We start from the raw sequence: 20,989 nt of genomic DNA, 5'->3' as shown, positions 1-20,989 counted from the left end.
CGACTCTTTGGAAATGAGCGCAAACGCCTTGTTGATGACAGCTTCGCACCTCGCGTGAAGAGATCAATCCATGCCTGACAAACGACTGATACAAGGGAACTCGATCGCGGCCAAGCTCATCATCCCCGTGATGCTGGCCGTTTCGTGCGTTCTTTGCTTTGGCGTCGCCACGGTTTCGGCGGCCGATCCAGTCGGGGCAGGGCAATCCAGTTTCAACCGCCAGGACGCGCCGTCCATGTCCAATGGAGCGGCGGGTGTCGGTGATCCGTTGACGACCGCGGGAGTGATCTTGCGAGAAGGCACCCGCGTCGGACCGGTCACGGGACGCTTCGTGCTCAGCGGCCATCGATGGCGTTTTCTACCCGAGCAACCGGATTCGGTTCGGGAACAGAACTTGGACACGCTGGTCCAACACGGGCTGGCTCGCAAACCCACCCAAGAAGAAGAAACGCTGCTCGGAAAGAAGCAACCGATCGGTCGTGGAATTGGAACCTTTGATTCCACCAACCTGGAAGATCCTGACTTGCCAATCACCCCGGCAGCCATCGCGGTGCCGATGACCTTGGTGACCGAAAACCTGATGCTTGACCGAATCTCACGGGCAATTGAGGAAGATTCCAACGACGATCGCTGGACCGTCACGGGTTACGTCACCGAATTTCGGGACGAAAACCGTCTGGTGATCGAAACCACGGTTCGAGCCCCCATGGTCCCCCAGTCCAAAACGGTTCTAGGCGGACGTTGAATTCATCTGGCGACGCATGGCGAATTGCGTCAAAATCCCCAGATATCGCCCACTTCGGCGATGCAAATTCGAGCTGAGCAGGAAAGTCGCCAGCCAAATCACTCAACGTCCTGAATCCGGGTAGGAAACCGTGAAATCGCGTCTGCGTCTGATGCGTCAACGTGCTCTCGACGCGATTGCTTACGCGATGGTGCGTTTGATCGTTGCGTCGATCCAAGTCATGCCGCTGGACATGGGCGATCGATTTTGCCGCGTCGTGGCAGCGATCTTGAGCGGCCCGCTACCCATTCGAAAACAGGTCATCCAATCGACGCTGGCACAGGTTTTCCCCGACCTGCCCGAACAGAAACAAAAAGAACTGACCTTCGCGATGTGGCATCACTTGATGCTGATGGTTTGCGAAGTCGCCTGGGCACAGCGCCGATTGCATCGCAGCAACTGGCACCGACACGTTCGTTTTCATGGTAACCGGACGATGTTGCAACACATGTTGATCGACCGCCCCTCGGTCTATGTGACCGGTCACTTCGGCAACTTCGAAGTCGGTGGTTACACGATGGGGGTGATGGGAGTTGGCACGCTGACCATCGCCCGGCGACTGGACAACCAACATCTGCATGAATGGGTCGAGGACTTTCGCAGTGCGAAGGGCCAAAGCATGGTCGACAAAATCGGGTGCGCACCGATCGTCGAAAAACACTTGAGCGAAGGCGGAATGCTTTCTCTGTTGGGCGATCAACACGCCGGCGAGAAAGGGTTGTGGACCGAGTTCTGTGGCGTTCCTGCATCATGCCACAAAGCTCTCGCTCTGTTTTCACTGACGGCGAACGCTCCGATGTTGAGCGTGTACACACGTCGCGTTGAAGGCAAACCGATGCAGTTTGAATCCGGATTGCTGGGCGTCGTGGACCCGGCCACCGGTTCAGAGAACGGACAATCCGTCGGCCAACTGACCGAGTGGTACAACGAACAACTCGAAACGATGATCGACCTGGCACCCGAGCAATATTGGTGGCTGCATCGACGCTGGCGGAAACCTCCTGAAAAAGTTGCCCGGCGGTTGGCAAAGAAGCGAGAAAAAGCGTTGCAAGCCAACTCGACGTCAACGGCTTCGACATCGCAGGCCGCGTGAACGGCACTGCATCCGAGTTGACCAGGTTGAAACGCGGACTCAATCCGCCGAAGTCAAAAATTCAGTCGTGAAGCAGTCTTCCGCTTTCACGGCGTCCGCGTCGACCAACTCCAGTTCGGTCATCTGCTCGACCAATTCTTGCCACCGCGTTTCGCTCATCGAGCCGACTTCGTCGCTGTTGCCAGACGGCATTGCCAACGGAATCATCTGTTCGGCTCCAAAACGCAGTGCTTCTTCGGTCATCCCATGTTGATTTGCATCGAGAATCGCCGCGTTCGCTTGCTCCGGTGAATCCAAGAACTTCTTCCAACCCGCGACTGTTCCTTCCACCATCGCGCGAACGACTTCGGGAGATTCTCGAATCATATCGCCAGTCGTCACCAAAACACTCGAGTAAGGATTCCATCCCAACTCGCTGACCATCAACGTGCGAACCTCCAGTCCTTGTTGTTCGGCGATCAACGGTTCCGCGACACTGTAGGCTTGCACCGCGATTTTGGGATCGGTCACCATTGCCGCGATGCTGTTGTGGTAAGGCACCTGACGAACATCTTTCAGATAGCCGCGCTTTTCGAGAAACGCGAGATACGCTCGGCCGGCTTGGCGTTGCAACGTCAACCCAGACAGATTCTCCAGGCTTTCGACACCACTATCCGCTCGCACGAGAATGCATCGCGGGTGGTCCTGAACGGCTGCCATGACAGCAACGACGTCCGCACCTTGAGCCCGAAACAAAACCACATCGTCCGCATTGGTGATCGCGAATTGGCTGCGTCCCATCGCCAGCTCGGGTGCGATCGGGGTGGCGCGTCCGCCTGGTTGGATATCAACATCGAGTCCCAGCGAATCGTAAGTTCCATCGACGACTGATTGATAAACGCCGCCGTGCTCAACTTCGGGGTACCAGTTCAACTGAACCGAAACACTGCGAATCGAATCATCTGAATCATTGCCAGATGAGTCTGCTGATTTCTGTGAGCAACCGATCGCGGCCACAAGCAGCAAACAGCCAACGGACGACCAACTTCGCATCCATTCAGACGCACGAAAGGTTGCAGAGTGGGCTGGCGATTGCATCGGTGAACTCAATTCACGAGGAGGTATCGTTTCAAAAACATTCGACTCAGTAGATTCACTCCGCCAAAGAGAATCAAACCCAACAACGTAGAGACTGCCAAAGCTGCCATCAATGCGTCAGTCATCGTCCGGGCTTGCCAGCCCGTCATCACGGCGCCGAGCCCCTCATAGTCAGCCCCGTTGCTGACAAAGAACTCCGCGACAATTGCACCGATCACGGCCAACCCACTGCTGATTCGTGCACCGAGCACCAAAAACGGAATGGCGGTTGGGATCTGGACGCGACAAAGTCGCTGCCATCGCGTGGCACCATACATTCGCAGCAAGTCATTGTGTTCGGGACGAACCGAGGTCAGCCCCGTGGTCACGTTGTTGACGATCGGAAACAAACAAATGATCACAGTCGCGATGACCGCGGTTCGAAACTCGTAACCCGACCAAATGACCAACAGTGGAGCGATAGCGACGATGGGGACAGTTTGCAGAAACACCACATATGGAAAGAGGGCACGTCGCAGCAATCGTGACTGACTGAACAAGATCGAGACGCTGCAACCGATGATCACCGCAACGAACAAACTGACGGTTGCGGTCCACAGTGTGATCCAGCCCGATTTCAGCAAGACATCCCGATGTTGCCACGCCGCTTCGGCAACTTGCCAAGGTGTGGGCAGGAGAAGCTTCGGCAAATCAAAGAGCTTCACGACAAAATGCCAAGCAGCGATTCCCAATGCAGCAACCGCAATCACCGCGAAGGCGGTCCAAACCATCTCACGCCAACTTTGGGCATTCGTCTGAGAGCCTCGTTGCATCTCGTTGCTCATGAGGACGCCCTTTCCGAATTGGACGACGCAGCGTTCTCAAGACCATCGCTGACCTTGCCAAAGAACTCTGCAAACTCATTGGTTCGTCTCAGGTCCTCGTGTGGCTTCGATGTCGAAAGCGGATTGACCATTTCACTGACGATGCTTCCGCGATGCATCACACAAATACGTTCACTGAGCTGAATCGCTTCGGCAATGTTGTGTGTGACCAAAACGCTGGTGAATCGATGATGCCGCCACAAATTCAAATACAAACGGCCGAGTTGATTCCTCAGCATGTCATCCAGTGCCGCGAAAGGTTCATCGAGTAGCAAGAACTCAGGTCTCGTCACCAATGCTCGGGCGATCGAGGCTCGCATCTTCATGCCACCAGACAATTGGTGAGGATAGCGAGTTGCAGCCTCGGTCAGTTGCACTTCCTCGATTGCCGCCAACGCACGTTCCCGCAGTTCTTTCGCGGAGGAGCGTTCGCGACGCCGCCCCAGGGTGAGTGGCAAAGCAACATTCTTGAGCACATTGGTCCACGGCAACAGGGCAGGTTGCTGAAAGACAAACGATGTTGAAACCGAGCGGCGATCAGCCGCGCACGGATGTCCTTCTTCGTGAGCTTCGTCGTATTGGGATTTTTCTACAGCGTCTTCCTGTTTGTTTTCGCTGCCGTGCTGGCTCGGATTGCTTCGCTGGCAGACACCGCTGGTCAGAGGCTGCAGTCCGGCAATCACCCGAAGCAGGGTGGTCTTGCCACATCCACTCGGGCCGACAAATGCCAGCCTTTCTCCTTGCCGGACGCTTAGATTGATGCGATCGAGGGCGCACACGCCTCCGGGATAGGTTACCGTGGCATCGCGGCAAACGACTGCGGTGCCAGCATCGATCTTGTCGGGTAGGGCGTTCATGTCAATCAGAGTTTAATCATTCGACAATGGACTCTGACAGGACGTTTGGTATCTCGCCGACGAGACAGCGCACGACGTACAAATGAGCCCACTTGGACGACATCTCTAAGATGGTGACATTGGGGAAGGCATTGGAAATTCGATGAAGACACTGGAAGTGCATTGTTTGGGAACGGCTGGGTATCATCCCAACGAATCTCGTCACACATCGTGTTACTTCCTACCGAAGTCCGGCGTGCTGCTTGATGCGGGCACGGGAATCTTTCGCCTGCCCAAGCTCATCGAAACCGACCATCTGGATATCCTTCTCAGTCACGCACATCTCGATCATGTCGTCGGGCTGACGTTCTTGTTGGATATCCTTCATCAGCGGCCGGTGAAGGATGTTCGTGTTTGGGGTCAGCAAGACAAGCTGGCAGCCATCCGAGAACACTTGTTCCACGAGAGCCTTTTCCCGGTTGCGATTCCGGTGACGTGGAAAGCGATTGACGGTCACTCCACGTGCGACCTGCACGGAACGGAGATGACTTGGCGACCGCAAGAGCATCCCGGTGGATCGGTGGCTTATCGGCTGAACACACCGCGGCCAGATTCTTCTCCGTCGGATCCACCCGCCACATTGGTCTATGCAACGGACACGCTTGGCGAAGACGATCCGGAATCACTTCAATGGATGTCGGGTGCGGACTTGCTGATGCACGAATGCAATTTCGACAATCAAAATCAGAAGTGGGCGGAGAAGACCGGGCACTGCTATTTGCGAAAAGTACTGGACATCGCTGGTCAAACCAAACCGCGACGTTTGTTGCTCACGCACATCAATCCGATTGCCGAATTGGATATCGCAGACGAAGGCCAATCGCTCGACTGTCCAATCGAAATCGCGACGGATGGAATGAGCGTCGCGTTTTGATATTGATCGCGCCTGTATACTGATCTTGTGGTAAAGATCCTCGCTACTACTCAGACGTGATCAGGTCGCTGCCGTTTCGCGGCGAGCCTCTTCGACACGGTACATCTCACGCCAAGGCAATTGGATGCCGCCGTCGATCGTCAACGTGCTGCCGGTGATGTATTCACTGCGTGGGTCACACAGGAACACTGCACCGCGACCGATTTCGCGAATTTGACCAAGACGCCCCCAGGGCAACTTGGCCCCTTCGGAACGCAACGTTTCTTCTTTGAAGAACTTTCGTTCGCCAGGCGTGTCGATCCAACCCGGGTGAATCAGGTTCACGCGAATTCGTTTCGGTGCGAGTTCCACCGCGGCGGTCCGAGCCATTTGATCGTTCGCGGCTTTGGCCATGTTGTAAGCCATCGCGCCGGGCATCGGCATGTGCGCGTGTGGACTGCTGATGACAACAATGTTGCCCCCGTTGCCACCGTCAACCATCTTTTGGGCGCCCGATCGAACGAGATGAAAGGCGCCCCACATACTGACATCGATCGTCCGTCGGAACTCATCCATGTCGGATTCCAACATCAAATGCCGATCGCTGTAGGCCGCATTGCTAACAACGATGTCCAAACCGCCCATTTGCTCGCACGCCTTGGAAACCATGTCCTGGACTTGGTCAGCATCTGAGATATCAGCCCCGATTGCGAACGCGGAGACGCCCATCGCCTCGCACTCTTTCACGACGCTCTCGGCTTCCTCGGGATTCGAATGATAATTGATCGTAACCGACGCACCCGCTTGAGCCATCTCCAACGCGATTCCACGTCCGATTCCGCGTGAAGCTCCCGAGATCAATGCACGCTTCCCCTTCAACGGTTGAGAAGAATCGGCGGGCGGGATCGAATCGGATGATTCAGCGGACATTCATTCAACTCCAGGGGCAGGGCAAAGGACGGAAAACATTTCCGGCAAACAAATCAGAATAAATCGCCCTCGGAGTATAGCGAATCGGTAACAATGTGTCCGATGCTCTGACGTGGCACCCGCCAAAGTTTTTTGAGCCGCTTGACGTTTCCCACTCTCAATCGTCAATCTGCACGCATCCCATCGCTCATCGTATGCGCTCAATCGATGGAGAGCCCAACGCTGAATGACTGATAGCTTCGGTTGTCACGCACGACCGATTCGACCAGCCATTTGCGATCCTATCCACCAATGATGGCCAATGACAAACGATCCTAGCCCTCATCATCCTGAAACGGAATTCAACGGCTCGAAATTGTTGCCAACAGACCCGTTGGTCGTGATCGGGTGGCGTGAGTGGGTTGGATTGCCAGAGCTAAAAGTTCGACACATTAAGGCCAAGATTGACACGGGTGCACGGTCCAGCTCGTTGCACGCGTTCGATGTGGAAACGTATTTCGAGAACGATGTGGAGCGGGTTCGCTTCTCGATTCACCCCGTCCAGCGTCGTGACGACCTGCACATCGAAGCCGATGTGCCGATTCTGGAGCGTCGCCATGTGCGCAGCAGCAACGGCAATGTCAGCGAACGGATCGTGATTCGCACCGCACTTGAAATCCTACGACGCCGAGTGTTGGTGGATCTGACCCTCGCCAATCGTGACTCAATGGGTTTTCGTATGCTGGTGGGCCGCGAAGCGATTCGAAATCGATTCTTAGTCGATTCCGCCGCATCGTTTTTGGCCGGCCGCAGAAGACGCAAACGTCCCAATGGGACAGAACCACCGTTGAACTGAATCGCCGTAACGTGACCGTCGCACTCGGTCGAAGATAGACACTGCCTTTACACTCGCTTCGGAAGCATCCGTTGCCGGGTCCTGTGGTCCACCTTCAGCAACTCCCAGCATCCTGAGAGAAAACCCTTGAAACTTGCCATCCTGTCATGTTCGCCACGTTGTTACAGCACACGACGATTGGTGGAAGCTGCCGAACAACGAGGCATCAAAGCCAAAGTTCTAAACACGCTGAAGTTCGCGATCGACTTGGCCGAAGGTGAACCCGATCTCTACTATCGCAGCAAGCAACTCAGCGACTACGACGGTGTACTTCCTCGTATCGGTGCATCGATCACCTACTTTGGCACCGCGGTTGTCCGGCAATTCGAGCAAATGGATGTGTTCTGCGCCAACTCATCGGCAGGAATCAGCAACTCGCGGGACAAACTGCGTAGCTTGCAAATTCTGTCTCGACATCAAATCGGGATTCCCAAAACGACGTTTGTTCGCGACCGCAAAGACATCCTTCCCGCGATCGAGCGTGTTGGTGGATCTCCCGTGATCATCAAATTGCTGGAAGGAACCCAAGGCGTTGGCGTGATCCTAGCCGAGAACGTCAAGGTCGCCGAAGCAATCATCGAAACTTTGCAAAGCACCAAGCAGAACGTGCTGGTTCAACAGTTTGTCGCCGAAAGCCGCGGCAAAGACATTCGGGCGTTCGTGATTGGCGATCGCGTGGTCGCCGCGATGCGTCGTGTGGCCGTTGGCAATGAGTTCCGCAGCAACGTTCACCGTGGCGGTCAAACTGAAGCGGTGGTTTTGGATGAAACCTACGCAGAAACCGCCGTCCGGGCCGCTCAAATCATGGGCCTGCGAGTTGCCGGAGTCGACATGCTCGAGGGGGCCAACGGTCCGCAGGTGATGGAAGTCAATTCTTCACCGGGTTTGGAAGGCATTGAATCGGCAACCAAGCTCGACATCGCTGGAGCGATCATCGATTACATGTCCGCACAAGTTGACTTTCCCGAAGTGGACGTTCGCCAGCGTTTGACCGTCAGCCGCGGATACGGCGTGACTGAGTTGCACGTCCGCGATGGATCGGACTACGTCGGCAAGACCATCGACGAATCCGGTTTGCCCGAATTGGACATCAATGTGCTGACGCTCTACCGAGGCACGACGGTGATCCCTAACCCACGATTGAAACGAACGCTGGAACCGCACGACCGATTGCTTTGTTTTGGAAAGCTGGAGGCGATGCGGGGCATGGTTCCGGAAAAAGTCCGCAAGCAGCGTCGTCCTAAAATAAAACGCCTACCCGATTCGGCCGCGACCATTCACGCCGAATCTTCTCGCGACGACTGATTTTCCACCGAGCCACCCATCAACAATTCTAACCGCAGTTGAAGCGGTTCTTCGGAAGTACGATAGGCAAGTTCGATGGGCATGTAGCCCAAAGGCACTCCGGCGATGGAATCGGTCGCTAACTTCACAGCGTCTTTGTGAGTGCAAAGCAGACGTTGCGGCGGTTGCGGGCCGCCTTTCAACTTGGTGACCCAAGAACGCAATTTCTCGCGAGTCGCTCTTTCATACGAATCATGGTCGGGCAGTCGAAGATGATCGACCACGATCGCACCACAATCCAGAACGGTTTGCTCAAACGCGTCGGGGTTGCCAATGGCTGATACCAACGCGACCGGTTGATCGACCAAAACCTCGATCGCCTCCCAATCTCCAACGGAACTCTGAATCGTTGACGGGCGGTGCTCCGTTTCGAGCACCGGGCAGTCAGGAGCATATTGAGCGATCGTGGACCGTATCGCCAGGACTTCCTCTGGATCGACTTGATCGACCCGGGTGATCAAAACCCAATCCGCACGAGTGAAGCTGTCGAGCGGTTCACGCAATGTCCCTCGTGGCAGAACGTGCCCATACCCAAACGGGCAAGTCGCATCCACGACAACAATGTCCAAATCTCTTTGCAGACGGCGATGCTGAAACCCATCGTCCATGACCAAAACCTCCGCGGCCAACTCTTCCACCGCAATGCGAGCGGCTTCGACTCGGTCGGGGTGCTGCACGTGCGGCACGTCGGGTAAACGCTCTTGAAGCTCCATCGCCTCATCGTTCATTCGGCCATCGCTAGCACCGTAGCCCCGACTGACGATCGTCACTCGAAAGTCCATCGCACGAAGCCGACGACACAGATCTGCCACGACCGGCGTCTTCCCCGTCCCGCCGGTGGTCAGATTGCCAACGCTGATGACCGGAACCCCAGCGTGGCAGGTTTCACGATTGCCGCTGTCGTATTGCCGACGTCGATGCCGGGCGGCCGCGTTGTAGAATCCACTGGCACACCACAGAGCTCCTCGAGCCATCGACGAAAAAGGATCTCGAGATTGGCCGCTCAGCAGCGGTCGATAGTCCCAACTCATGGTGTCGATTGTTCCTCATTCTCAGCTGATTCGCTGATCAATGGTTTGGTATTTTTGCTGCCGGTGTTGCGGCGACCACCGGTTAAATCATCCGTCAGGGGCGATTCGGACTGACTCAGTATTTCATCCGTGCTTTGCGGGTCGATCTTCCGGCAAGCTTCCGTCAAAGTGTCAGCGATGTCGTCCAACCAATCCTCCCACGTCTCAACAGTGGTTCCCTTAGGAGGCACATTCGCCATTTCGTCGCACAGCAAAATCATTCGCAAGCAATGCCTGAAAAGAATGCCTTCTTCCTTTTGAAGCTTTCTCGCCGTGACATACTTATTGAAATCGCCCCCGAATTCCAGCAATTCGCCCACGATCCACACCGGGCGAACTCGCACGTCATCGACCTTCGGGAATTCATCTCGGAACAATCGCAGTAGCTTTTCGCCGATGGTCAGCGGCCACACCCGAGGTTCCTCGAACATCACTCGCCCAAACCCGCGGTCCTTCACCTCTTCTTCTTCCTCCTCTTTGCCGCCGCCCAGTTCTTCCATCGTGGCCAGCCCCCGCTGCAGCAGCAGCGCGTCCAAACGATTTTGGGCCAAGGCACCCGGCGGGACGATGTCGTATGATGGCATGCGGGCAAATTTCGCGACCGACCCCGGCACCTCCAGCATGCTTTCCATCGCCGCAATGCGTTCTTGTTCATCGGCGTCCGCCAACTGATCCGCCATGAAAACGCCGAACAACGGATTGACACTTTTCAGCTGAACCAGCCGCTCCAGCCGAACGGTCGGTTTGGCAGTTTCCGGTCGGTAATCCTCAAGCTCGTAACCGCGTTTGGCGAGAGCTTCCGCGTCGTCGAGCGTCTGATTTTCCCCCGCGGATTCCTCGGGCTTCGATTCAGGTTCCGCCGCCCGCATTTCGTCCAACAACTCACCAAACAACCCACCGGTTGCAACCGGCTCGGGCTCATTTGTTCCCGGCTTTGGTTGCCCAGGTTTGGTTCCCTTTGGCGTGGGCTTTCGTTCGGCGGCAATTCGGGGTGGTGGATCCAACTCGATGTAACCGCCCGACCACATCGTGATCAGCATCCGATTGAGATCCTTTTGAGCCACCTCGATCCGCGAAGGCGTCATCAACCGGCGCCCCACCAAATCACGAATCGGCTCGACGTTTTGATCTTTGGACAACAAGTACGCGAGCAACCGCCAAGGCACCTTTCCGCGACTGGACAGATCCGCCGATTTGGCGACCTGTAATTGTTCGAACTGAGTTTGCGTCCAATACGATTCACCGGCCCGGCGTTTTGGCATCTTCTTCTTCAGTTGTTTTTTCGCCTTCAACAATCCCGGATCCTTGGTGTCCTCCGGAATGGAATCGTATTTTTGACGCCATCGATTGATTTTGACGTCGTCCTCATGAGCCAAGGCGAACACGTAGCCTCGATCATCAAACTGGGGACGTCCGGCACGACCAAAGATCTGCTGCGCCGAAGCGATGTCGACCAACTTCTTCTTGTCACGTGGCCCCTTCAGCAAACTCGGCAAAACCACGCTACGTGCTGGCAAATTGATGCCAGCTGCAAGCGTTTCAGTGCAAACGCAGATGCTGAGCAGCTTCTTTTGAAACAACTCTTCGACGATTCGGCGATAACGAGGAAGAATTCCGGCGTGGTGAACTCCAACGCCTCGCATCAGTATTTGCTTGAGTTTTGGGCCAACACCATTGGTGAAATCGGAGGCGTTCAGGATGTCGGACAACTCCTTCTGGCGTGCTTTGTCGATCAGCGATTTGCCTTTGAGCATTTCAGCATTGGTCCAGCACATCGATCGACTGAAACAAAACAGCAATGCTGGAGTTCGACGTTCTTCGTCATCACCGGCCGCAATTTTCTCACAGAACTCGTTCAGCAAATCGTCTTCAACCCACTCGTACTGCAGTGGGACCTTTCGCTCTGTGCCTTGCACCAACTGAAGGTTTCGACCGTGAGCGTTTCGCAACCAACTCGTGAATGCCATGGAGTTGCCGACCGTCGCACTCAACAGCAATGTCCGAACGTGCTTGGGTAGCAATCCAAGCGTCAGCTCCCAAACCACCCCACGTTCGTAATCGTTGAACGAGTGAAACTCGTCCATCACCACGCACGTGACGTCGTCGAATTCAAATGCCTCCGGGTTGAGCAAACGATTGAGCAAAATTTCGGCGACAACCACCAACACCGGAGCGTCCGGATTGACGCTGCGGTTGCCGGTCACCAAACCAACCTGGTCCGCTGAGAATCCCCATCGCACGGCCGACTCTCTGAGTTCGTCCAGTTTTTGATCGGTCAGAGCGATCAATGGCGTCGTGTAGTACATCCGTTTGCCGGTCCGCAACGCTTCGTAGACAGCAGCCTCGGCGATCAACGTCTTGCCAGTGCCCGTCGGTGCACAGACGAGCACCCCATGCTGAGCCGCTGGTCCATCTTCGGTCCGCTGCGTATTTCCAGTGAAATACGCCAGCAACGCTTCCTCTTGAACCGGATACGGCTCGTAGGCAAGCAGCTCAAAATACTCCTCCGCCAACGTGTCTCGATCGAGATCAGGCTCGACCGTGGTAGGGCGGGGGGAAGGGGCTCGGGTGTCGACGGCGAGTTGGCGTTCATGCCGTCTTTGTATCACAACACCGGCAAATTGGGGCAGGCACAACGGGCACCTTCTCCGCCTTCGTCACATGCCTATGACTTCGCTTTCAATCAACCTCCAGCTTAGTTCGTCTGCGTACCCACAACTCAATCGCAATGGAGCATCCCACGCCGAAGCCACAATTCGGTCGTCGATCAGCGAGACTGTTGACCGTTCATTGTCGTCAAAATCGGAAATTTTAAACTCACCGCGATCCCAGCGTTCGACCGTGTTGAGACCCTCCATTTTTGGACGGGCGCCGTTTGAAACCAACGACTCGCAAATCGCCTCCATTTTCGACACGACCATCACGAACACGTTTGTTTGGCTGCTGCACCGATTTGATTCACCTAAGACTCATGTGGTGTGGAACATTCAGGAACTAGGTTCCCTGTGAGTCTTTCACATAAGGGGCAATCTTTCATGAAGACTATTGGGGCAACTGCGCGAGCACTTTCGCTCAAACAGCACTTAACACTGGCGACCATCTTCGCGGTCGTCTGCGTTGGCACACCGTCAGTCGGTGGAGAAACGCCGAAGTCACTCACTGCGTCACCCGTCGATGCGCAACCATTGATTTTCGGGATGTCGACCGCTTTGAGCGGACCGGCCGCGGAACTTGGTATCAACATGCGACATGGGATCCTGGCCGCGTTTGATGAGGCGACGGCGAAAAATCGTCTTCCGTTCAACACGCTCGAGCTCATCGCCCTCGACGATGGCTACGAACCGGCCCGCACCGCTCCGAATATGCATCGACTGACCAACGAGCACAACGTGCTGGCAGTCGTCGGCAACGTCGGAACCCCCACTGCGATCACCGCGATCCCGATCGCACAGCAAACCAAAACACCATTTTTTGGTGCGTTCACAGGAGCCAGCGCGCTGCGAAAAGCAGATTCAGCCGACTATGTCATCAACTACAGAGCCAGCTACGCAGAAGAAACAGCCGCGATGGTCGATGCTTTGGTAGCCAAAGGCATCAAGCCCGAAGAGATTGGATTCTTTACTCAAAACGACAGTTACGGTGATGACGGCTTCTTTGGCGGCTTGGCTGCGATACGACGACACCAACCCGTCAAAGTATCCAGCGTTCCGCACGGTCGTTACCGTCGCAACACATCACAAGTCGAGGACGGACTCGCTGATCTGCTGATGCATCAGCCACTGCCAAAAGCCGTCATTATGGTTGGCACTTACGAGCCCTGCTCGAAGCTAGTTCGCTTGGCACGCATGAACGATTTCAACCCTCAGTTCCTAGCGGTCTCGTTCGTGGGCGCCGATGCACTTCAACGATCGCTCGGCGATCTGGCCAACGGGATCGTCGCGACACAGGTGGTTCCTCATTTCGATAGCGACCTCCCAATCGTCTGCGAATATCGCGACGCAATGCATGATTACGATCCCGATCTGCCGTTATCGTTCGTGTCGCTGGAGGGCTATGTCGTCGGACGAATCCTGATAAGGGCGGTCAATTCAATTAGTGGCGAGATCAGTCGGTCGTCCATCTTGACGGCCTTGGAACAACTCGGGCAATTCGACATCGGCTTGGGCACGCCATTGACGCTGGACGTCGAGGACCATCAAGCCAGCAGCAAGGTTTGGCCTGTTTTGATAAACGCTGATGGAAGCCAGTCACTCTCGTGGAAGGAACTGCTTCGTGAATAGTCTAAACGACGCCGATCATGGGACAACGAAACAACCGTCAAGAAATGCTCATGACGCTCAACGCCGAGTACGGTGGCTCAGTGCAACTGCGGTGTGCAGCGGCATTCTGTTCTTCGTCATCGCAACCGCTCTGTTGAATTGGCACGAAGACAGTCGCGCAAAAGCCAACGCTATCGAAGCCCAAGTCAACGAGGCGAGACTAGCGATGAGCCGAGCGACCGTCAGCCGCAATCACGAAGCAACCCAACTACTTTCGGAATCAACGGCGTTAAACAAGGACTTCTTGAACCGTCAATACGACAATTGGCGAGAAGAACTGTCACTAGTCCAAAACACCTGCAATTCACTCAATGCCGCTCTTTGCCTTCAAGGCGAAAAGCAGCTTCGAATCACAATGGAACCGCTGAAGGAATGGAGCATCGAAGCGGAAGCGTGGAAAAACCGACACACCTATCTCACCGCAACGGCTCAACAGCGATACTCCGAATTGAACTTGATCCTCGCTGAACTGCTGCAGACGGCTGAGAACCAACGTGGCATTCAACGCCTACGTTTGGCACTTGGACTGCGAAGTCATCTTTCAAAAACCCCCAAACCGATTGCGGACATCCTGAAGGACTGTGCCGGTTCGACGCTGACCAACCAACTCAGCGGCGATATCAAACAACTTCGTTTCTACCTCAGCCAGCTAATGACGACTCCTGATGTCGATGACTTGGCAGACATGAGCGAGAATAAAATTCGCCCGCTCTTGTTGCGACTAAAAGCATCAACTGAAGAAATTGGGAAGCTGGACGTGGTTCAGCAAATTGAAACCACCATTTTCAACCCACTGCCAAGCAACATGGCCGATAGCGGACAAACGGAAGATTCAAACCTTGAATCGCCCGGGCTCCTCGCCTTGCAATTTGCACTCGCGGAAAGCAGATCGGAGCGTCAGCGTCTCAGCGAACTCGCAACGGAGCATGCGAACGTGCTCGAACAAGAGCGAAGCAGGCTCGCGTTCGCCGGCACGACGTTGAAGAACCGATATGCAGAAAGCTTTGCCAGAGCAATTCGAAACGTCTGGAGGATCAACCTCGCCTCTGGGGCCATTTTGGGACTGGTGTTCCTCATACTCACCCGCAAGGTATCGCAAGACATCGCGATGCAGGTCGACGCGATTGATAAAACGGCAACCGACTTGGCGAACGAGCAACTGTTTCTTGGCTCCGTGCTATCCAACCTCCCCATTCCTCTTTACTGGAAAGACAAAGCCGGAGTCTACCAAGGATGCAGCCGCTCTTTCGCGGAATGGATAGGGCTGTCATCAGAAGCCGAAATCGTTGGCAAAACCGACATCGAACTTCCTTGGAAACCAGAAACTCGTGAACACAAAAATGTGCTCGAGGATTCGATCATGCATTTTGGAATCCCCATCAAGAACCAGGAGATGGCGAAGCAACGTTCCGATGGAAAACAGTTCATCGTCCTGGCTAGCAAGACACCGTTGTGCAATCTCAATAATGAAAGCGTTGGTTTGGTCGGAGCTTACATCGACATTACCGAGCGGAAAGCTGCGGAGGAACGGCTCAACGGTTTGGCCAAAATTCAAGCGGAGTGCCCGAGCGAAATTTACGTGTTCGACATGCGGACCTTTGAATTGCTGGAGGTCAATAATGCCGCCTGCCAAAATTTGCTCATTGACGAATCAGGGTACCGTGGCAAAACACTCTTGAACTTCATGGACGAATCCAATGGCGAGAGATTGAAAGAACATCTCAAACCGATCATCAACAGCGATGCGGTCGAAGCGGAATACGAGACTACTCATGTTCGATCCGACGGAACGCAATATCCCGTTCATGTTCGTACGCTCACGATCGAACACAAGTCCGAGCAGGTTTTCGTCGCCTGCGCGACGGACATGACGGTCTACAAGAAACTCGAAAACAAACTGCTTCAAGCTCAGAAGCTGGAGTCCATCGGACAGCTCGCTGCTGGTATCGCACACGAAATCAACACACCCATGCAGTGCATCGGCGGCAACATCGATTTCCTCCAAGAACATTCGGATCGTCTGCTGACTGTGGCTGATACGTTCCGAGGATTGCTGGAGATGAGTCCTGAGGAACGTGAAGATCGCCTAGAAAACGTGGCGAAGATCCTCGAAACAAATCGTTTCGACTTTATTCGTTCACAGTTCCCGATGGCGATTGAAGAGACCTCGACCGCGGCCAAACGAGTCGTCGAAATTGTCCGGGCGATGAGAGTCATGTCGCATCCGGGATCTCAGGTCAAAAGCGACACTGATATCAACACACTGATTCGTGATTCAAGCATTCTCAGTCGCAACCGTTGGAAGTGTGTCGCTGAAGTCGAGCTTTCGCTCGATAACGGCCTACCCACCATCGATGCCCTGCCGGCTGAACTCAGTCAGGTGTTCCTGAATCTGATCATCAACGCAGCCGACGCCATCGGTGAAGTGACTGACGATGGCTCTTCTGGACTGGGCAAAATTGATGTGAAGACACGATTCGATGAAGAAAACGTTTACATCGAAATTCGCGACAACGGGCCTGGAATGTCGGATGAGGTAAAGGCAAAAGCTTTTGAACCATTCTTCACGACGAAGGAGGTTGGCAAGGGCACCGGCCAGGGATTGTCAATCACTTACGACGTCATTACCAAACTGCATGGCGGAACGGTAGAGATTCAAAGTGATCTCGGCGAAGGAACTCTCTTCACGCTCTGTCTACCACGTCAAAATCATCGCCAGAAAGCGTCTGACAAACCAATCGCTGACGTAGCAGGAACGCTGGTCCCAAGTGAGTTTGCATCGGCTGTAGTTTGATTTGGGTGAGGGACATCCTCGCTAACTGACCCCAACGTGCAGCTGCCTCGCTGTATCAACGACCAAACAATTTGTCGATTCGCAGCTTCTCGAAGCCCTTGTTCAGACTGTCTTCGAGCTGTTGCTGGCCCCTACCAATTTGCTCCTGCAAGAAGTTCGCACCGGCTTCTTGAGCCGCACGTGTTCCCATATCAGCCACAATCCGCTGGATTCCTGACGAATCCAAACGAGGACGATCCAAGGTTCCGTTGACCGGAATGGTAATCGTTTGACCGGTCAGTGCACTCAAGTCGCTACCGATCCAAGAAGCGTCCAGCGGTATTTGGGCGATCAAATCTAACTGCCCATCCATCGTCACTCGGCCGCTGGTGGTCACCTTGGCTCGGTCAATTTCTAAAAGTAATGCACGGTGATCGACGACCCCACCGGCGACATTGAACTCAATCGTTTGTGCTGGCATCGTTATCAAGGTGCGACCACTGCGAGGTGGATTGGCTCGTGAACCCAACGCGGCAAGTGATTGCAACTGACGTGCACCCGCGATCACCTGATCGGCCAACGGTCCGGCGTTCATGCGAACTTGATCCACTTCCAACCGTCCTCGAATCGTCGATTGATTCGGGTTGTCAATCGAAACCATTCCTTGTTCCAGCGTTGCACTGAACGTTCCATCGACTCGAGCGGCATCCGCTGCGATCGGGGCAATGTACTTCAGCCACTGCCCGGTGATCTCAGGAGTGAGTTGGACATTCTTCGCGATCGGCCCCGGCTTCAAATCAATCCAAATAGCGGGGCGATAGTGAACATCTCCCGCCAACAAGAATCTGCCATTTGCAGCTGAATTGCTGTTCGCCACTTGATAGGTTGCGGGATCGTTAGGGTCATAATCCAACGGTGCGACAATCGGGCCATATTGTTGTTCCACGTAGCGACTGGCGCCGAGCACCGGAATGGTGCTCGGTGCGATGGAGACAACAGATTCAGTCATCTTGAATGGAACTTCTGCGGGTCCAAACCACATTCCCGCCGCGTCGACGCTTTCCCATCCCAAACTGCCGTCCACGTTGAAGGAAACTTGATCCTTAGGCCCTTGCACATACTGCAATTTCAAAGGAGTCGGGTGGACTCCCTCGGCAACGATCAATGTGCCAGTCAAATCGGTGAGTCGCCGCGCGACTTCGTCCATTTTGAAATTCGCGGGGCCTTCCATACGCAACGATTGCTGCTCGCCTTTCCAATCGACGGTTCCCGAAAGAGTCGTCGCGAACCAGTCGCCGGCGATCTGCATCGCTTTGGCCTGAAGCGATGATTCCTGCATGTTCCATTCAGCCCGACCATCAATGCGAAGATTGGGTTCGGCCCAAACAACACGCTTGGTGCTACTAAAATTGACAGATGTCGGCGGGACAGTCTCGACGAGTTCGAACTGTCGTCCGGTCAGATGCGAGTCGAGGAACAAGACCGCGGGGTCGCCGGTTGCCACGATGCTGCCTTCCATTTTCCCTCGCAGCAACCATTCACTGGATTCGGTGTTGCCTGCTCCCGTGTTGCGGAAAGCAACTTGTTGGACGGATCGCGATTTTGGATTGGATTGCGATAGCCGTGGATCCTGCGGACGAGTTGCCATTCGTTCCCGCACACTGCTTTGCAATCGTTCCAGTTCCGCTTGCCATGCAACTTCGATATCGGTCATCCCACCGATCCATTCACCCTGAATGGCGGCGGATGCGGCGTCCCCGGCAACCGTCATCGAACGAATGATCACGTCCTGCTGTGGGTAGCTCGCCTTGCCATCAAAATGCAGCTTCACGAGTTGCTGTTCCCAAACCTGCTCCGACAAGGGAACTTCCAGTTGTGTGATTTGGGCGTCCACCGATTCCAGCAACGCCGCACCGGACTGGCTCATGCCACCTCGAGCGTTGAACCGGAAACCGCCTTGAAGTGACTCATAACCGGTAGGCATCCAGGGTGCCAATGTCTGCGCGATTGCATTGAGTTGACCTTGTCCGCTCATTCGCAATGGAATCAATCGGTCGGCATCCAAACCAGAGATCGCCTGCACCAACTCGACGTCTGCCTCGAGACCGTCACCGAGAACATTCAGCTTTCCGCTGGTCAATTCCGTCAAGTGTCCACCACCACTCGATTGCCAACGCCCGGTCACGTCCAATTGCGACCGTAACGAGGAAGGTTGAAAGCTTTGTCCAGGAGTCAGCTCGATTGCCAATCCTGTCATTCGTCCATCCCCACGCAGACGCCACAACCCGTCGTTCTGAGCGTTCCATTGCAGCCCGCCTTGGACATTGCCTTCCAACCTTCGTTCGTCCAAGTCAATCAAAGGACGCAAGATTCGGGCAAGCTTTCCAAAGTTAATGTCCACATTCGCCGATCCGCTTCGCAAGTCGCCCTGGCCATTGATCGCCGCAAATGGGCTTTCGAGTTCAAATTGCTCGGCGAAAAGTCTTTGAGAATCGCTGGCAACGACCGCCAACACGTCGATGGGGGCAACTCGGACTTCGCCTCCATCGGATTGAGCCTGGATGACACCGCTGCGGATGACCAAGCGACGACGCCGGACGTTTTCGCCACCAAGAGCCGCGGACCGTCCGTTCGCGATGGGTTCGATCCGAGCCTCGACGATCCCATCGACCAACGTGACTCCGTTTCGCAAAGGCAACAACTCTGGCAATGCGCGTCGCAATCGTGGCAGGTTCACTTGAACCGTCGCGGTTGCGTCCACTTGGTTCAGCCAAGCCAATGGATTCGTTGACGTTCCCGCCAATGAAACCGAATCAGGGAATAATCCATTCATTTGCACGCTGGCGAAATCCGTCTTCGCAGCAATTTGCCGTGCGTTGACTCGTCCGCCGCGAATTTGCAAATCGCCGTCGAAAGTCGCCAACTCGTTGTCCCACAACTTCCGGCCGGTCTGAGCATCAGCCGCCACCAAGTTCCGAACATACAATTGACGCAAAACGAGATTGGGTTCTCCCGATCCGGTCAGAATCAGTTGTGTCTTCCCTGAGACGTCTCCTGTGATTGCCGTCGGCAATTCGCTGCTGGGGAAGCGTCGTTGAGCCAAGGTGAGAACGGAAAGCGGCAGTGAGTCGGCGTCGATTTCAACCGCCAACTGCTCGCCATCGGCGGAAACGTTGGCTGGATCCATCGCTAACTTAAGTTGTCCCGCCAGCGATCCGTCGCCACCGCCGGGTTGGCTCAAGACACCGTCAAAGGTGACATCTAGTAAAGAAGCATCGAGAATCGCGTTCGCGTGGGATTGGCTCAGCGTCCATGTTTGGTTGCTCGATGCATCGGTCGCCTGGATTGCGAGATCTTGGATTTTGACCGTGCCTCGCGGGATGAAGTTGGATGGTTCATCAGTCGGGACGAGAAGCTTTGCCAAATCCTGTTCGATCGAAGTGGTTCCATTATCAACAGTGCAAGATAGCTGTACCCCTCGGACCAGCACCTCGCCGAATTGTCCCGTTTGAGGATCGCCCGACCAAAGGTTGCTCAGTGAAATCGAAGTTTGCAAATCGTCAACAGTGATCTCGGATCCACCGGTGCGCCCGACCAGGTGCAAGCCTTGAATTTGCAGAGGCGTCAGCCAACCAAACTGCATCGAAGCAACGTCCGCATCCAAATCATACGAGTCAAGCGTTCGCACCAACAACGAACGTCCCATCGGCGAATGACTGATGAGACTGGGAAAAGCACCAATACCGAGAACAGCAAAAACGAAAAGCACCAAAACCAGTGTTCTTTTGCGTTGCAGTCGGCCCTGACGTCGGCTCCGAGTGCGAACTTCTTGCGAACGTTCCATGACACCCAATTTGGCATCGAGGTCGTAGTTCCGGCCCGCTTTGCGTCGCATCGCCATCGATTCAATCCATGAAAAGTAAGCTCGCATCCTCTTCCATTGTGGTGCGGCGTGGCTAAGCATACTCCTTTTAGACGAACGACCCCAAGAGACGTTTTTGAAACCATCGCCCGAGTTCAGCGTCGGCGGGAGTCCGTCGTCATCCGTCGTTGACCGATCAACAACGCCATCACGCTTGAACAGAACGAGTTCTCATCAAGTGCTCGGTCGGC

The 20,989-nt window shown here is 54.9% G+C and carries 14 protein-coding genes; 7 read left to right on the top strand and 7 right to left on the bottom strand.

What is annotated here, in order from left to right; genetic code table 11:
- The first annotated feature begins 70 nt into the window (after positions 1-70).
- Both RE6C_RS22845 and RE6C_RS22835 read left to right on the top strand, forming a co-directional pair.
- Entirely contained in the window at positions 71-745 is a 675-nt protein-coding gene (locus tag RE6C_RS22845; RefSeq protein WP_008660468.1) for a hypothetical protein, read from the top strand.
- 130 nt (positions 746-875) lie between these two features.
- Positions 876-1,877: a lysophospholipid acyltransferase family protein gene (locus RE6C_RS22835; RefSeq protein ID WP_008660467.1), complete on the top strand. Its 1,002-nt coding sequence runs from the start codon at positions 876-878 to the stop codon at positions 1,875-1,877.
- A gap of 39 nt (positions 1,878-1,916) precedes the next feature.
- On the opposite strand, the gene RE6C_RS22830 is transcribed toward RE6C_RS22835, so the two are convergent.
- From RE6C_RS22830 to RE6C_RS22820, 3 genes are read right to left on the bottom strand one after another with little or no spacing between them, the layout of a single operon-like run.
- Positions 1,917-2,954, bottom strand: a complete 1,038-nt coding sequence (locus RE6C_RS22830) for an ABC transporter substrate-binding protein (RefSeq protein WP_008660465.1) — start codon at positions 2,952-2,954, stop codon at positions 1,917-1,919.
- An 8-nt stretch (positions 2,955-2,962) separates the two neighbouring features.
- Positions 2,963-3,778, bottom strand: a complete 816-nt coding sequence (locus tag RE6C_RS22825) for an ABC transporter permease (protein ID WP_008660464.1) — start codon at positions 3,776-3,778, stop codon at positions 2,963-2,965.
- Positions 3,775-4,674 carry an ABC transporter ATP-binding protein gene (locus tag RE6C_RS22820; RefSeq protein WP_008660462.1) on the bottom strand — a complete coding sequence of 300 codons (900 nt, stop codon included), beginning with the start codon at positions 4,672-4,674 and terminating at the stop codon, positions 3,775-3,777. Before RE6C_RS22820 ends, RE6C_RS22825 begins: the two co-directional genes overlap by 4 nt.
- A 142-nt stretch (positions 4,675-4,816) precedes the next feature.
- Between RE6C_RS22820 and RE6C_RS22815 the strand changes: the two genes are divergently transcribed.
- Entirely contained in the window at positions 4,817-5,587 is a 771-nt protein-coding gene (locus tag RE6C_RS22815) for an MBL fold metallo-hydrolase (protein WP_008660461.1), read from the top strand.
- Positions 5,588-5,647: 60 nt separating this feature from the next.
- Here the strand turns inward: RE6C_RS22815 and RE6C_RS22810 are convergent, their stop codons facing one another.
- Positions 5,648-6,496, bottom strand: a complete 849-nt coding sequence (locus RE6C_RS22810) for an SDR family NAD(P)-dependent oxidoreductase (RefSeq protein WP_008660460.1) — start codon at positions 6,494-6,496, stop codon at positions 5,648-5,650.
- A 301-nt stretch (positions 6,497-6,797) separates the two neighbouring features.
- Here RE6C_RS22810 and RE6C_RS22805 point away from each other — a divergent pair, with 301 nt between their 5' ends.
- Both RE6C_RS22805 and RE6C_RS22800 read left to right on the top strand, forming a co-directional pair.
- Positions 6,798-7,331 carry an ATP-dependent zinc protease family protein gene (locus tag RE6C_RS22805; RefSeq protein ID WP_008660459.1) on the top strand — a complete coding sequence of 178 codons (534 nt, stop codon included), beginning with the start codon at positions 6,798-6,800 and terminating at the stop codon, positions 7,329-7,331.
- A gap of 126 nt (positions 7,332-7,457) precedes the next feature.
- Positions 7,458-8,675 carry a RimK family alpha-L-glutamate ligase gene (locus RE6C_RS22800; protein WP_008660458.1) on the top strand — a complete coding sequence of 406 codons (1,218 nt, stop codon included), beginning with the start codon at positions 7,458-7,460 and terminating at the stop codon, positions 8,673-8,675.
- Here the strand turns inward: RE6C_RS22800 and lpxK are convergent.
- Positions 8,648-9,745 (bottom strand): tetraacyldisaccharide 4'-kinase, encoded by a 1,098-nt coding sequence (gene lpxK / locus RE6C_RS22795; protein ID WP_008660457.1) that lies wholly within the window; start codon positions 9,743-9,745, stop codon positions 8,648-8,650. The genes RE6C_RS22800 and lpxK overlap by 28 nt on opposite strands.
- Complete coding sequence (locus tag RE6C_RS29605; protein ID WP_236618445.1) at positions 9,742-12,420, bottom strand: DEAD/DEAH box helicase; 2,679 nt, start codon at positions 12,418-12,420, stop codon at positions 9,742-9,744. Before RE6C_RS29605 ends, lpxK begins: the two co-directional genes overlap by 4 nt.
- 399 nt (positions 12,421-12,819) lie before the next feature.
- Between RE6C_RS29605 and RE6C_RS22780 the strand changes: the two genes are divergently transcribed.
- Complete coding sequence (locus RE6C_RS22780; RefSeq protein ID WP_008660453.1) at positions 12,820-14,064, top strand: ABC transporter substrate-binding protein; 1,245 nt, start codon at positions 12,820-12,822, stop codon at positions 14,062-14,064.
- 91 nt (positions 14,065-14,155) lie between these two features.
- Positions 14,156-16,897 carry a PAS domain-containing sensor histidine kinase gene (locus RE6C_RS22775; RefSeq protein WP_008660452.1) on the top strand — a complete coding sequence of 914 codons (2,742 nt, stop codon included), beginning with the start codon at positions 14,156-14,158 and terminating at the stop codon, positions 16,895-16,897.
- Positions 16,898-16,952: 55 nt separating this feature from the next.
- Here RE6C_RS22775 and RE6C_RS22770 read toward each other — a convergent pair whose 3' ends face one another.
- Positions 16,953-20,807, bottom strand: coding sequence for a hypothetical protein (locus RE6C_RS22770; protein WP_008660450.1), 3,855 nt, complete (start codon positions 20,805-20,807; stop codon positions 16,953-16,955).
- Positions 20,808-20,989: the final 182 nt, after the last annotated feature.

Source organism: Rhodopirellula europaea 6C, assembly GCF_000338295.1.
Classification (GTDB): domain Bacteria; phylum Planctomycetota; class Planctomycetia; order Pirellulales; family Pirellulaceae; genus Rhodopirellula; species Rhodopirellula europaea.
The sequence above is the reverse complement of the archived record's forward strand: the minus strand, read 5'-3'. Positions and strand labels throughout refer to the sequence as shown.

Excerpts from the sequence above, each read along its gene's own strand:
- RE6C_RS22845 (WP_008660468.1), top strand. The coding sequence starts at position 71 with ATGCCTGACAAACGACTGATACAAGGGAACTCGATCGCGGCCAAGCTC.
- RE6C_RS22830 (WP_008660465.1), bottom strand. The coding sequence starts at position 2,954 with ATGCAATCGCCAGCCCACTCTGCAACCTTTCGTGCGTCTGAATGGATG.
- RE6C_RS22825 (WP_008660464.1), bottom strand. The coding sequence starts at position 3,778 with ATGAGCAACGAGATGCAACGAGGCTCTCAGACGAATGCCCAAAGTTGG.
- RE6C_RS22820 (WP_008660462.1), bottom strand. The coding sequence starts at position 4,674 with ATGAACGCCCTACCCGACAAGATCGATGCTGGCACCGCAGTCGTTTGC.
- RE6C_RS22815 (WP_008660461.1), top strand. The coding sequence starts at position 4,817 with ATGAAGACACTGGAAGTGCATTGTTTGGGAACGGCTGGGTATCATCCC.
- RE6C_RS22810 (WP_008660460.1), bottom strand. The coding sequence starts at position 6,496 with ATGTCCGCTGAATCATCCGATTCGATCCCGCCCGCCGATTCTTCTCAA.
- RE6C_RS22805 (WP_008660459.1), top strand. The coding sequence starts at position 6,798 with ATGACAAACGATCCTAGCCCTCATCATCCTGAAACGGAATTCAACGGC.
- lpxK (WP_008660457.1), bottom strand. The coding sequence starts at position 9,745 with ATGAGTTGGGACTATCGACCGCTGCTGAGCGGCCAATCTCGAGATCCT.
- RE6C_RS22780 (WP_008660453.1), top strand. The coding sequence starts at position 12,820 with ATGAAGACTATTGGGGCAACTGCGCGAGCACTTTCGCTCAAACAGCAC.
- RE6C_RS22770 (WP_008660450.1), bottom strand. The coding sequence starts at position 20,807 with ATGCGAGCTTACTTTTCATGGATTGAATCGATGGCGATGCGACGCAAA.